Annotated in this window: 15 protein-coding genes; 11 read left to right on the top strand and 4 right to left on the bottom strand. The window is 62.5% G+C overall.

The genetic code is table 11. From position 1 onward, the window contains the following. Positions 1–27: 27 nt before the first annotated feature. On the bottom strand, positions 28–294 hold the full coding sequence (locus tag G539_RS0106565) for a hypothetical protein (RefSeq protein WP_029074488.1): 267 nt from the start codon (positions 292–294) through the stop codon (positions 28–30). A gap of 65 nt (positions 295–359) precedes the next feature. On the opposite strand from G539_RS0106565, the gene G539_RS23935 reads away from it, so the two are divergent. The 3 genes from G539_RS23935 to G539_RS26115 all read left to right on the top strand — a co-directional run bounded on the left by G539_RS23935 (position 360) and on the right by G539_RS26115 (position 2,065). Beyond that, positions 360–758, top strand: coding sequence for a helix-turn-helix transcriptional regulator (locus G539_RS23935; protein WP_342665054.1), 399 nt, complete (start codon positions 360–362; stop codon positions 756–758). A gap of 250 nt (positions 759–1,008) precedes the next feature. Then, the gene (locus tag G539_RS26990) at positions 1,009–1,587 is read left to right on the top strand and encodes a DUF4145 domain-containing protein (RefSeq protein WP_156911883.1); all 579 of its coding nucleotides are present in this window, start codon (positions 1,009–1,011) and stop codon (positions 1,585–1,587) included. Continuing rightward, positions 1,547–2,065, top strand: a complete 519-nt coding sequence (locus G539_RS26115) for a thermonuclease family protein (RefSeq protein ID WP_051231154.1) — start codon at positions 1,547–1,549, stop codon at positions 2,063–2,065. The genes G539_RS26990 and G539_RS26115 overlap by 41 nt, the downstream gene beginning before the upstream one ends. A gap of 312 nt (positions 2,066–2,377) precedes the next feature. Here G539_RS26115 and G539_RS0106550 read toward each other — a convergent pair whose 3' ends face one another. Both G539_RS0106550 and G539_RS0106545 read right to left on the bottom strand, forming a co-directional pair. Further along, positions 2,378–2,764, bottom strand: a complete 387-nt coding sequence (locus G539_RS0106550) for a hypothetical protein (RefSeq protein WP_156911881.1) — start codon at positions 2,762–2,764, stop codon at positions 2,378–2,380. Positions 2,765–2,984: 220 nt separating this feature from the next. Then, entirely contained in the window at positions 2,985–3,485 is a 501-nt protein-coding gene (locus G539_RS0106545; protein ID WP_029074486.1) for a hypothetical protein, read from the bottom strand. A 350-nt stretch (positions 3,486–3,835) separates the two neighbouring features. Here G539_RS0106545 and G539_RS0106540 point away from each other — a divergent pair, with 350 nt between their 5' ends. From G539_RS0106540 to G539_RS26985, 8 genes are all read left to right on the top strand, one after another. Further along, positions 3,836–4,573, top strand: coding sequence for a hypothetical protein (locus tag G539_RS0106540; RefSeq protein ID WP_051231228.1), 738 nt, complete (start codon positions 3,836–3,838; stop codon positions 4,571–4,573). Then, positions 4,570–5,109 carry a type II toxin-antitoxin system VapC family toxin gene (locus G539_RS23925; protein ID WP_051231153.1) on the top strand — a complete coding sequence of 180 codons (540 nt, stop codon included), beginning with the start codon at positions 4,570–4,572 and terminating at the stop codon, positions 5,107–5,109. The genes G539_RS0106540 and G539_RS23925 overlap by 4 nt, the downstream gene beginning before the upstream one ends. Before the next feature lie 175 nt (positions 5,110–5,284). Further along, a complete protein-coding gene (locus G539_RS0106530; protein ID WP_029074484.1) occupies positions 5,285–5,467 on the top strand; it encodes a hypothetical protein in 183 nt (60 codons plus the stop codon). Beyond that, entirely contained in the window at positions 5,467–6,444 is a 978-nt protein-coding gene (locus tag G539_RS0106525; protein WP_029074483.1) for a hypothetical protein, read from the top strand. Before G539_RS0106530 ends, G539_RS0106525 begins: the two co-directional genes overlap by 1 nt. After that, positions 6,444–9,722, top strand: a complete 3,279-nt coding sequence (locus G539_RS0106520) for a hypothetical protein (RefSeq protein ID WP_029074482.1) — start codon at positions 6,444–6,446, stop codon at positions 9,720–9,722. The genes G539_RS0106525 and G539_RS0106520 overlap by 1 nt, the downstream gene beginning before the upstream one ends. After that, complete coding sequence (locus G539_RS0106515) at positions 9,719–10,342, top strand: hypothetical protein (protein WP_029074481.1); 624 nt, start codon at positions 9,719–9,721, stop codon at positions 10,340–10,342. Before G539_RS0106520 ends, G539_RS0106515 begins: the two co-directional genes overlap by 4 nt. 7 nt (positions 10,343–10,349) lie before the next feature. Beyond that, entirely contained in the window at positions 10,350–10,679 is a 330-nt protein-coding gene (locus G539_RS23920) for a hypothetical protein (RefSeq protein WP_035830672.1), read from the top strand. Positions 10,680–10,920: 241 nt separating this feature from the next. Continuing rightward, the gene (locus G539_RS26985; RefSeq protein ID WP_156911879.1) at positions 10,921–12,009 is read left to right on the top strand and encodes a hypothetical protein; all 1,089 of its coding nucleotides are present in this window, start codon (positions 10,921–10,923) and stop codon (positions 12,007–12,009) included. Between the two features lie 883 nt (positions 12,010–12,892). On the opposite strand, the gene G539_RS27395 is transcribed toward G539_RS26985, so the two are convergent. Beyond that, complete coding sequence (locus G539_RS27395; protein ID WP_210162793.1) at positions 12,893–13,075, bottom strand: hypothetical protein; 183 nt, start codon at positions 13,073–13,075, stop codon at positions 12,893–12,895. Positions 13,076–13,143 lie beyond the last annotated feature (68 nt).

The following is a 13,143-nucleotide window of genomic DNA, read 5'->3' as shown; positions in this document are numbered from 1 at the left end:
GTGGCTTCTCCTTCTGTGGCTGGTGGTTCAGGCGGCGCGCAGCTCGGCGAGCTGGTGGCGGTCGGCGTGGGAAAGGCGGTCCTTGGCCTCGATGGCCATGGCGGCGTCGAAGCGCTGACGCTGTTCGGGCGTCTGGGTGATCAGCACGGCGGCGAAGCGGGCGGCGCTCTTGGCGGCGTGCCAGGCCATACGCAGCGCCCAGACGAGGGCCTTCCGATACTGGCCCGGCTTGGCGTAGCGCCGAGCCTGCGCATGGGCTTCCTTCATGATGGCGGAGAGGTTGAAGGCGGACATAGCTTCTCCGTTCGCGGCAATAGCGTTGCCGGCGTCTGATCTGGATTTATCCGGGGTAGCCACGGTTGAACTTTTCGACCGCGATTGATACCTATGTATCAGTAACGGTCTATATGATCAACACCTATGGATCGGATTTGATACCTAAGGATCAAAATCGAATGACAAAGTCAGTTTCGGCCGGTCAGATCCGAGCGGCACGCGCCCTCGTGAGGATGGATCAGGCAACGCTGGCAAAGTCCGCTGGCGTGTCGGTCCCGACGATCAAACGGATCGAAGCAAGCGACGGAGAACCCGCCACCAGCTTCGCGACAGTGATGAGGATCATCGAAGCTCTAGAATCCGCCGGCATCGAGTTCATTCCCGAGAATGGTGGCGGTGCTGGCGTGCGCTGGCGGGACCGGGCGACTGCTGTCGACGAAGGAAAGAGTCCCGAAGAGCTGACGAGTGAGAACGATGGGTGAGGCTAGCGTAAATGACCACCGAAGCGAACTTGGAACGATAATTCGGGCCTACTGTTCAAGCTGCGGAGGGGACCGAAACTGTGAGGTCCGCGGGCATCACAGGCAAGCTGGCGGCGATGACGAGGGTTATCACAGCTGGCATACCGACTGGTACATCTTGACGTGCCGCGGGTGTGACCACGTATTTGCGCAATCAGTCTCGACAGATTCAGAAGATTATGAACTTGGCTACGATAGCCGAGGCGATGAAATGATCGAGTACAACGAGCGAATCGAGACGTGGCCTGCACGGTCTAAGCGAGATATTCCCGATTGGTTTTCGCACCAAATTGTCGAAACCGACATCAAGAATGCGAATGCTCTCAATGCATCACTAAGAGAACTTTATGGCGCTTTGGACGCAGACCTAATGGTTCTGGCGTCTATCGCGATTAGAACATCTTTTGATATCGCCGCGGAGCTTCTTGGGGTCGACCCAGCCCTGAGTTTCCCTGAAAAAATGGAGAGCCTCGTCAACAAAGGCCATATTGTTGAAGCGGACAAAGCCAGCATCGAAATACTGATTGATGCCGGTAGCGCCTCCGCACATAGGGGATGGCGGCCCAGCCTGGCAGACGTCGACGCCCTAACGACCGCGCTGGAAGATTTCATTCACGCCTCAATGGTTTTCCCGGCAAAGAAGCGGGTGAAAGCAGCCAAAATGGCTGAGATAAAGGGAAGGGTTCCGAAGCGGCAACGACGGAAGAAAGCCGAAGTCGCCGCTGACCATTCGACAACCGCCGAGACTGATGGTGCCGCAGCCGAGCCTCTATCGGAACATGGCTCCTGAAGCGCACCACCCGTGGGGCCTAAATGCCCTCGCCTCAGTTCTATACGCCATTCTCGCGCAGGCCCCCGCCTACGCTGAGGTCATCGATGGCGACCGCATCGCCATCATCGACGGCGACACCGTGGCACTGCCGTGCGCGGTGCCGGCCCGAGGATGCGCTGAGAAGATCCGGTTCATCGACATCGACGCACCCGAGACGTTCCGGTCGACCTGCGACCGCGAGCGTCAAGTTGGGCTGCAGGCGAAGGCGCGCGTTGCCCAACTGCTTCGCGGCGCCACGGTCTATGTCGAGCGCTCCGGCCGAAAGGACCGCTACGGGCGCACGCTCGCGAACTTGTCGACCTCGGCCGGGGATGTGGCGCAGCATCTCGTTGCTGCTGGCCTGGCGCTTCCCTATCGACCTGGGAAGGCCGCGAAGGCGACCCGCCTTGCACACTGGTGCAGCCTCACTTCTTATCGGCGATCCGACCAACTCTGAAGCGGATCTCGGACAGGTCATCGCGCTGAGCCTCGAGCGCCTCAACGACCCTATGCGCTTGATATACTGCCACCTCTTCGCGACTGCTCAGGGCGAGCCAGATCAGGCCGGCTATGAAGCTGAAGCCTGTAACCAGTAGCGCTAACAGCGTCGTTTGAAAGTCCAGACGAAGCCACCAGCAGAGTGCGACCGATCCTCCCAAGACGAGAACAGAGGCCGCCCACACGACAAGGGGCGGGACACCTAGTGGTCCGTCCATGCTGATCCTCCCTAGAGCTTCACTCTCATGTGAAGACGCGGCTTATCCTAGTGCTATTTCCCGAGCGGGTTCTGAAGGGCGAGGCTGCGGGCCGAGCGCTTTAGAAGCTCAGCCTGCTCCTTGCGCTTCTCGACATTGCCGCGAACTTGGTCCGTGCATTGGAGGTGCGCCATCCTCTTGTTGGCTGCCGCGACGCCGAGGCCGAAGTTGCGCTTTATATACCCCTCGTTGAGCCCGGGGATGGTGCGCACAGCGTCGACCAAGCGCTCATGCTCGAGGTAGATCCAATCTCGGTCCTGGCCGCACACGGTAGCCTCGTTGAGCGCCATTCCTACCCAGCGGCCGGCGTCGTATGGAATCTCCATCGCGAGATCTGTTGGGTTCACTTTCTTTTTCGCAACAGCTGGCGTTGCGACCAGTGCAAGAGCGCTCAGCACCAAGATGGCGCGCCGGCTCGTTCTCAAAAATCTCAATTGATCCCCCCGGCATCAGCGCTCCGATGCCCTAATATTGAGCTTTGCCCTACGGCCGGGCAATCCCTGGATCAATGACGGGCGAGACTGCCGCCTAATACTTCCTTTTCATGCGGGGGGGCGACAAAGGCGGCGCGCCTGGCGCCCTGATCCGGCTTCATTCAGCGCTCTGCTTCAGAGCGCTGCATCAGAAATCCTTATCCGAACTCGTACGTCGCTGCGCGGCGGCGTTTGCCGAAATAATCTTGATCAGCGGCATCGCCAAAGTCGGAATAAACAGGACCGTCCGCGTGCAGTAGCTCCTAATTCTCGTCTTGTCTGCGTCGGAAAGGACCCCGTAATTGTCGATATTGTCCGCGATGAATTTCAGGGCCTCGGTCAAATCTGGAGTTTGGGGGAGGTCCCTAAGGCTTCGTTCCCAAACGGCGTCGGGGTTCACGCCAATTGTAAGCAAGCTCTCATCTAGCTTTCGTAGCACAGCCTTCACCGATGCACTCTTGATCGGCAGGCTCTCAATCGCATCGCACCGCTTGGCGTGGCGATAGACCTCATAGATAACGGCAGCTGAGGTCTCGACTTCGAGCTGCTTGAAATAGCCGTCAAATGTGCCTGCCACTGCGCCATGCGAGCCTAGGCCCACACTCATCGCGGTCGCGGCGCATGCCATGAGAATCCACTTCAGATTCATGTCGGGTCTTCCCTGGATGTAATCGCTTTTAGCTCTGAAACGCGGCTCTCTTGGCTGCGCGGAGGCTATTGCGCTCCCAATGCACTGGGTGGGTGTCGCAGCGTGGATCGTATACTCGTTGATCGAAATTCTTTCGCCTACAAGGACCATAGCCGATGCGGCAAGAGGATATGCGCTCTTCGACGCCGACCTAACGCTAGTTGCCATGCCAGGAAAGTCGCCGAGGCGGATTGGGCATCGGCGCGGAGGAAGGTCTCCCCAATTTGGGGGACACCCACCGAAGCCCGCAGAACGCAATGATATTTCAACTCTGTTCGTTTGTGATAGGCTCCCGCGGATGGATGGATGGAATGAGCACTTACACGCTTCGTATCGCCGAATCCTTTAGCGCTGCGTCCATCCCCTTGGCGCGGTTAGCCGAGTATATGGCCGAGCTTGCAAAGCTTCTCGGCGAGACAGACCACGTCCATCTCAACGATGTGGCCGAGGGGTCCGTCCTGCTAAGGGCAGACGTGGACCTACCCGCGGTTCCGGCAGTGCAGCGGCGCGTAATTGCCGTGCGCAATGGAACAGCTCCCGACGAAGCGATGCGGGCACTCAACAGGCTCGATGATCTGTTGGCACAGGACAATGCGGTTGGGCAGCTCCTGGATGGAGATGGCGCCGAGATTATCCCGTTCCCCGGCAAAACCCGCCCGATTCCGCTGAGCTATGGCCCCTTCAGAGAAGAAGGAACGTTGGAGGGGGAAGTCGTTCGGATAGGCGGCAAGGATAGCACGATCCATATCCAGCTTCGTGACGGAGACAAGGTCTACAGCGGATGTGCCACCACCAAAGAGATTGCTCGTCGACTGGCGCCCCATATGCTTGGCCCCACTGTACGGCTCCACGGAACTGGAACCTGGGAGCGGCTGGGCGATGGTGCATGGGAGTTGAAGTCCTTCCGCATCAGCGACTTCGAGGTTTTAGAAGACATATCCCTAGCGGACGCGATAGCTAGGCTCAGGGCAATACCCGGCAATGAATGGCCAAATCTGCCCGACCCAGTTGAAACCGTCCTCGACGAGCGCGGGAGCAGCCCTCATTGACGGTCGCGATTGACACCTCAGTCTTGCTGTTTCTGCTCAACGAAAGCACCCCTCCCCCTCTAGACCAGGCAACCGGCGCTCCAGTCTCCGGGTGCAAGGAGCGCGTCAGACTGCTCATAGAGGAGTTGGGCAGGGCGAATGAAACGCTCATCGTTCCAACCCCGGTGCTGGCGGAGGTGCTTGTCCGAGCGGAACAGGCTGGCCCCGCCTACATCTCCGTCATGGAGAAGACCAAGCCCATTAGGTTGGTTGAATTCGGCAAGCGCGCAGCAGTCGAGGCTGCAACGATGACCGCAGCTAGATTGCGTTCAGGGAAGCCAGCTGGAGCTGAAGCCCGCGCGAAGCTGAAGTTCGACATCATGATTGCCGCCGTTACCAAGTTGGCTGGTGCCCGAACGCTGTATTCGGATGACAGAGATATGGCGAGCCTGGGCGCCGAGTTTGGATTTTCTGTAGTGGGGATCGCGGACTTGCCGCTTCCGGCGGAAGAGCCTGATCTGTTCACCGGTCAGCCGTACACCTTTCAGAACGTGTAGCGGCTGACCGCCCGGGCGGGCTGAGGCCGGAAAGTGCTTCTGGAAGTCAACCCGCGTCACGCAGTATCCGGATACGCCATCCCGTATCACCTTGTTTCAATTAATTAATTTCTTGCAATAGCCGCATTTCGGGCCGAGAATCCTTGAACTGAAATCCAGTTCATCGGAGGCTGTGATGCCGCTGACATTCTCCATCTACTTGCCGCCGGATCTGTCCGAGGCGGTGCGTGCCGAAGCCGACAGAAGGGGCTCGTCCGTCGCCCGCGTCTTCCGGGATTCGGTCGTCGCCACGCTCGGCATCGACGGCTATCGCGAGATTGACCGGCGCCGCCTTCCCCGTGCTCGGAGGGCTGCTTGATGGTGGACTACAGCAAGTTTCTCTTCGACGCGTTCAGCGGCCCGGGCGATGTGATCCGCGACAATCGCATCGAGAAGACGCGGAACGCGCAGATTGACCGCAACTACGCGCACACGCTCGACCGGTTCGCCTATGAGAAGGGCAAGGACCAACAGGACTTCAACTACCGCAGCGAGCGCGACCGGATTGGCGATAGCCAGTGGCAGCAGGGCTTCAATCTGCAGCAGCGCACTGCAAACCGGCTTGATGCCGCTGCCAGCCGCCCCAGCATCGAAACCTTCTACGACGACCAGGGCCGCGAGACGAAAGGTATCTACGACCCGTCGTCCCCGCTCGGCTTCCGGCCAGTCGGCGGCAGCAAAACCCCGACCGGCAACATTCCGAACGGCTACCAGATGGCGCCAGGCGGGGGCCTTACGTTCATCCCCGGCGGCCCGGCAGACCCGGCCGTCATCTCCAATCTGGCGGGAGCGCGCGGACAGGGCGGCGGGTCCGGTGGTGCTCGACCTCTCCCGGCAGAAATCGGCGCTCGCATCGGCCTGGGGAACCAGTTCGTCAACGTGGATCTCCCCGCCATCCGAGCCGAAATCGAGAAGGGGACGCTCGGTGGCAAGGGGCTGCTGAACAACGCCGAAGCCATGTTCAACATGGGCGGCGGGTTCGGCAAGGCGGGCGAGGTAAACCGCCGCATCCAGACTGGTCTCGATGCACTACGCCGCAACCTGACCGGCCAAGGCATGTCGATGTCTGAGGCCCAAGACTACGTCAATCGGTACGTGCCGGGTGTCGCCGACAGCATCGACACCATCAATTCGAAGCTCAATGGCCTCGAGGCGGATCTGAACGCAACGGCCGCAGGCGCCACCGCGGGCCGAGAGCCGCCCCCTTCTATGATGCCGAACGGCCAGCAGGCCCCGGCCGTCAATTTCCAGACGCAGCACATCGAGGCAGAGATGCGCCGCAGGGGGCTCATGTAATGCATCTTCAGACGCTTTCCGACGACGAGCTGCTCGACCTCTACAGCCAAAGCCAGACGGGCGGCGGGGGCTATCTCGCTCCCAGCACCTCAAACGCCGAGCGCATCCCCGGAGCCGGTTCCTTCAAGGATCAGTCCCAGATGCCGGCCCCGGGCGCCGGCCTCCTGCAGTCGCAACAATACACACCTAGTGTCGGCGCTGGCAGCACAGGCCGCGTCGGTCCGGTGTTTGACGACATCTCCGCCCAGCCGCAGCGCCCTGAGCTTCAGGCGGGCCTTGAGACACGAGCCGGCGCCGCCTCCCTGCAGGCCATGAGCGACGATGACCTGCAGGCTCTCTACGCGCAGTCGAAGGGGCCGGGCGACGGTATCGTGCGCAACGCCGCGGCCGGCCTGAACAGCGCGCTCTACAACACGGCCGGCGCTCCGATCGATGGAGCGACCTGGCTGATCAACAAGGGCATCCAGGGCGTGAACGCCGCGACCGGCGCTAACCTCTCCGAGATCCGCGACCCCATCGGCGGCAGCCAGTCGATTGCCAACGCCTTCGGAACCATCGGTGTCGACGACCCGGTGAACGTCCGAGCCAACACGACCGGCGAGCGGATTGCCCGCGGTGTCGGCGAGGGCATCGGCTACACGGTCGCGCCACAGGCGACAGTCGGTGGATTGGCCAAGGCCGGCGCGATTGCTCCGGAAGCCGCATCCGCTGCGTACAATCTCCTCGGCTGGCCCAGTAGCACGGCGGCAGTCGCCGGAAACGCGGTCGCAGGCGGTGCGGCAGGTGGTGGTGCTGTGGCCGCCATGGAGGCGACGCCCGACCGCTACGACCCGCTTTCCGGGCTCGCAGGCGGCATGGCAGGCGGCGCGGTAGGCACACTGGTATCCGGTATCCCCCGGTTGGCCGGCGAGGGCGCGCGGATTGCCGGTGACTGGGTCGCTCCGATGCGCCGCAGCGGACAGGAGCGCATGGCCGGCCAGATATTGCGTGCTGCCGCTGACGACCCGCGCGCCGCTGCGATGGCACTGGACGAGCCCGGCGTCATCGTCCCCGGCTCGACGCCCACCACCTTCCAGCAGACCGGCGATATGGGCCTCGGCGCGCTCGAACGGAAGTATGCGGCGACGGACCCGGCCGCGTTTAACCAGCGGCGAGCCGACCAGAATTCCGCGCGGCTCGACAGCCTCGGCGGCATCCAGCCCGAGGGCCATCCGGAGGCGCTGACGCGGGCTCTGCGGACGCAGTTCGACAACATCGACAAGCAGGGCGACGCCTTGGTGCAGGCGGCCATGCAGAGCGCTCGCACGAAGACTCAGGCGCTCGGTGGCACGAACTCGGCCGAGGCGTCCGGAGAGGCGATCCGCTCGGTAGTGCGGGCTGCGGACACCGCGGAACGCGAGCGAGCTGGTGCACTTTGGAAGGCAGTCGATCCGGAGGGGAAATACGCTCTCGGCACCGACAACCTGCGCAATATCGCCGCCGAGATCCGCAAAGGGATGCCAGAGACGGCGAAGCCCATGGAAGGCGAAGAGGCGTCCATCTTCGATGTCATCGGCCGCCTGAAGGGCGCGATTGGCTTCCCCTCCATGTCGGCGCTGCGCTCGCGCATCACGACGGAGATGCGAAAGGAGCTTCTGGCCAACGGTGAAAGCCCCTCCTATGCTCGGCTCAAGCGACTTCGCGGCGCGATCCAGCAGGATATCGACGGCGTAATTGCGCAAAAGGCAGCGCAGGAAGCCGAGGCCGTCGCCCGAGGGGCGATGAGCGAAGAAGATACGCTGCTGGCGCGGATGGAATCCGTCCTGGGCGCGCAGAGAGGGGAGTGGCTTGAAGGTCGAGCCGGGGAAGCTGGGCGAAATGTTGTCTCGGGTTCTGGAACCTCTGGAACTTCACGAGCGGCCCCTGTTTCTGCAGCACCTCGAAGCCAAGGCCCGGGCCGAAGCGGATTTGATGACGCTGCGAGCAATCCGGGAATGGCGCCAGATGCAGGCCTCACCCCCAACTTCGACGACGCCGCCCGAGGCCGGCTAGCTGCGGCCACCGAGGCCACCAAGCAACGAAAGCAGACCTTTGGCGAGGGCGCCCTGGGCTCGATGCTCCGACGCTCGGGCAATGATGGCCCATACAGGCTGCAGAACGCGGCCGTCCCCGAAAAGTTGTTCTTCCCCGGTGGGAAGTCGGCCGAGAACATCAACAAGTTCCGCAAGGCGGTCGGCGACGACCAGGCCATGGGCCACCTGCAGGACTATGCCGTGGCGCAGATGCGCAAGGCGGCCGAGACCCCGGAAGGTATCATCGATCCTAAGCGCCTTGATGTCTGGCGCCGCCGGCACTCCGATGCACTCAAGGCTTTTCCGGCCCTGAATGCCCGGTTCGCTGATGTCGAGAAGGCATCTCAGGCGGCTATCGACGCCGGCACGCGCCGCGCCCAGAAGCTCGACGACTACCAGCGTGGCCTTGTCGGCCGGCTGATCGGCGCGGAGCACCCCGAAGACGTCACCCGCATGGTCGGCAGCATCTTCGGCCGGCAGGACGCGAACGCCATCATGGCGCGCCTCGCGAAGGAGACGAACACCAACCCGGAAGCCCGGCAGGGTCTCCGCAAGGCCGTCGTCGACCACATGCTCGGCCGCTATGTCTCGAACACCGAGGCGGCCACCTCGGGTCGAACCCTGCTCAAGGCGGACCAGCTCCAGAGCTTCCTGAAGCAGAACCGGAGCGTCTTGAAGCGGATCTTCGGCGAGAACGAGATGCAGCGCATGCAGGCCGTCGCAGATGACCTGCAGCGGGCGAACCGGTCTGTATCCGCCGTCAAGCTCCCCGGCGGCTCGAACACGGTCCAGGATACGCTGGCGGTCGGTCCTGGCGACAGCGGCAAAACCATCCTCACCAAGATTGCCCTGTCCACCGCGGCAGGTGCGGCTACGGCGGGCTTTGCTACCGGCTTCGCGGGCTTCGCTGCGGTCCTCGGCGCCGGCACCGCCATGGCACTCCGCCAGAACGGCATCAACAGTGTCGACGACCTAGTGCGCGACGCCCTCCTGCATCCCGACCGGGCGGCCCTCCTGCTGCACAAGGGGGCGTTCAAACCGGACACCGGCCCGGCTGTCGCCCTCGCCAAGCGCTATCGGCAGTCCATCGCCTCCGGTGCCGCAACGGCCACAGGCGGGACGCAGGAGCCCGAGCCCCTGCAGGTCGAGGTGACGCAGCCGGCGAATATGTCGGAACTCGGATCGCCCGGCCTGAGCTATGCCGAGCAGTTGGGGATGCGCAGATGAGAGCCGCCCCAGATCCTCAGAAGGCCGCCCCCGAGGCTGACGAGCCGGAAGACCTCTTCGTCGTCGCCTGGGACGAATACAACACCGCGCTCGACGAGGTGGACGCCGCCAGGGCCGAGTTAGAACGCCTGCAGGATGCTCTGCCGGATGACGCCAGGCGACCCTGCCGCGCGCTGATCGGCGTCACGACGGAGGACGGGAAGCCGGCGCCCGTCTACGCCCATTCACACGAAGAAATCGACGAAGCCGCGGAGGCGATGCGCCGGGGTAGTGACGGCGACCCGGTGACAGATACGCCGGTTATCGAGGCCTTCGTCGCCGCGGCGCATGAAGCCCTGCGACAGGACGCCGAACGTGGCGTGAGAGCGCAGGACGAGCTGGGCTTGGCAGCCGCCCGCGAGCGCTGGCACGTCGCCGGGGCTGACGCCTGCGTGGCGCGCGACCGCATGCTCACCATCGTGCCCATCAGCCCCGAGGGCATCGTCTGGCTGGCGCGCTACGTGCACACCGCGGCAAACGAGGAGCAGGATTTGGAGTTGGCTGCCAAGGCCGCTCGGAACCTCGCCATCGCCACCAGCCAGAAGGTGTTCGGCCGCAACCTGCTGCCGACCCTGCATTGAGGTGGACATGGCTCCGAAAGCGAACGCACCGAACGGCGGCCGCGGCAGACCCAAGGGCGCCCGGAACAAGGTGACGGCCCTGCTCAAGGACGCCATCCTTCAGGCTGCGGTGGAAGCCGGCGGGGACCATGGCGAGGAAGGCGATGACCGCCTCGTGGCCTACCTGGCGCATATTGCCCGCACTCAACCTGCCGCCTTCTGTGGCTTGCTCGGCAAGGTGCTGCCGCTCACCCTGGCCGGCGACAAGAACTCGCCGCTCGTGACACGAGTCGAGCTGGTGGCCCCGAAGTCTCATCGAGACGCGGCTGTTGCGGCGGCATTGCGAGCGGATGGGTAGATGGATAGCCTCCACAGTGGAAGTGTGCCAAGGGGGGCAGAATGATTGCGTTGGTGGCCGCGTTTGCCCTTGCCGTGCATTGGGCGGACGTCATCTCCAGCGACCTCTACTCTTGCAGCCCAACGATGGCCCCCCCTCGCAGTCAGGCTCAAGACCCCGCCATCTGGCTGCACCGCAGTAATCGCGGGAGTTGATTTTCCGCGAGATGCACCCTCCAATCCAGCAAGCGGAGGGGAGTGTTATGAACGGGCGCATTTCACTGCTAGCTGCACTTGTGCTTTGGCTGGTGTCGGGCTTAGCCGCGGTTGCCCAAGAGAAATGCAGGCCAGTGGACTGGACCGGTCGCGCTTGCATTCAGGTCCGCGGCGGAGGGCCTGTCCTCGGATTCCAAGAGTACACCGGGTTTTACGTCGACAACATTTGCGCGCGCCACTACACCATGGAGGTGGAGAAACGCGATGGCTCGTGGGTGCCCGGTCATGCCATGCCCGGCACCCAGCAGATGGTCACTCATTGCAAGACGAGCGAATGCGGCGGCTACACCGGCAGGATCAGTATTGTCTGCCCCTTCGAAGCTGAAGAGGCGGAAGAACTCAAGAAGCCAACCTCGCCGCTTGTCAGTGACGAGGTGTATGCGGCGCGCCACTTCAATTTCGATTTCGACAAGATCCTTGGTCCCGCAACCACGTTCACCAGCTCTTGCTCGGGAACCGTGGGCGAGAAGACGCGTGAGTTGAGGCAGGGATGCGCGAGGCATGAAGGCGACCTCCGCTATCTCTGCAACGCAAAGCTGACAGCTGAAGCCAAGCGTTGGGGGAGCGCATGTAGCGCCGCCCAAGCCCAGAATCCCGTCGATCCCAAGGTATTCACCGAAACCCTGGCAGCGAGGCGAGCTCGCCTAGGTCCAGAGGGTCTGGCCAGAATGGCCGAAGAGCAGCGCAGGCGTGACGCGGCTCGCAACGTGGACGCCCGCAGACTGGAAGGGAGAGCCCGGGCAAAGGAAGCAGCAGCCATCGCAAGGCAGCTTGAGGCGGATCGGCAGGCCCGAGAGCGCACGGAGTCCAAGAAGGCTCAAGTCCAGAGGCGACAAGCCGCTAAGCCACCGCGGCAGCAGGCGCCCAAGAAGACACAGACCCGTGGCAACTCGGATCTAGCCTATTGTCAGAAGCTTTCCTGGAAACGTGCCCTAGAAAGCCCTCGCTGCTGTCCTGACAGGAGACATCAACTCTGTGGCCGAACCGACATATGGGCGCTAACCGGCGAAGGCCAGTGGGGACTATACGTGAAAGGTACTCCCAAACCCCACACCGTATATCGACCCGGCAATTAAATAGGCCGGATTAGGCGATTGCGGGCACTGCGGAGGCCGCTGGCGGCGTTCCTGGCTTCGATGTCCCCTAGAGCCCTTGGGGCCGAGAAGCCCGCCTGCGAGTCCCGTAGGCGATTCTCCCCATGTGTGGCCGAAGGGCCCGCATCGCGGTGGCCGGTTTGAGCGTTTTTGCGAGAAAATCGGCATTAACCCGTTGAATAATAATGGGAAATCGGAGTGGCCGGTTTTCGAAGTCGGGCGGCGATGGGTTTTGCGACTAAGCCGTAAAACTGGCTGAGCCGATTTGCCCTCGAGTCGTTTCGACGGTTTCCGGCTCGAAATGGCGGGTTTCTGCGGCGTCGGGGCATGACTCCACATCCGGACCGGTGGAGATGCACGCCGGCGGCAATCCGCACACCTAAAAAGGCGTCCAATCCAGACAATCCGGACACCTAAAAGAGAGGCGCGTGGTGGCTGGGAGGGTGACACAGCCTGTGTCACCCTCTGGCAGCGTTCTGTCCTGAGAACAGGCCGATAAACAGGAAGTAACAGGTGGCAGCGCCTTAGGCGTCCGGGCACGCGAGTTTTCCGACGCCATAAAGGCTGCCGGCGCTGGCTTGACCGGTTCATCCTCAAATTGAGGACGAGCAGGGCCGTCCGAGCTGCGAAGATTTTTCCATAGTCATATCGCGGGGAGAGATTCTCTCCCGGTCAGTGGCGCGCTCGAAAGCCCGGATGCGGGGTGCCACCCCAAAGGGCGCGCGTCACGGCCGGTATCGGCACGGGCTCTACACCGGCGAGGCAATAGCTGTGCGGAAAGAGGTGCGAGCGCTGTTCGCCGCACCTCGTGAGCCGACACTGGAAGTTTGTCGCCACGGGGCAACACTTCCCTGGCGACAGGACACTATGCGTGTCCCACCTCAGCGCCATACTCTATCGCAAGATAGTTAAGCCGATCCTTCAGCCTTTGATCGGTTTCAGGGTGCTGAGGCAGATGATACCGGCATCTCTGCGCCGCAGCGTCGATATCGATCGACTCCCGGTTTTCAACAGCCATCATCACCTCGCAGATCAGAAGTTCGGTCATCAACAACATGGGTTGGCCTGACATTGTCGTATTGCGGCGACAGACGCCGCCACTTCCGCAACGGAATA

It is taken from the genome of Kaistia adipata DSM 17808 (assembly GCF_000423225.1).
GTDB classification, from domain to species: Bacteria; Pseudomonadota; Alphaproteobacteria; order Rhizobiales; family Kaistiaceae; genus Kaistia; species Kaistia adipata.
Note: the sequence above shows the minus strand (reverse complement) of the source record. Positions and strands in the feature narration are given on the sequence as shown.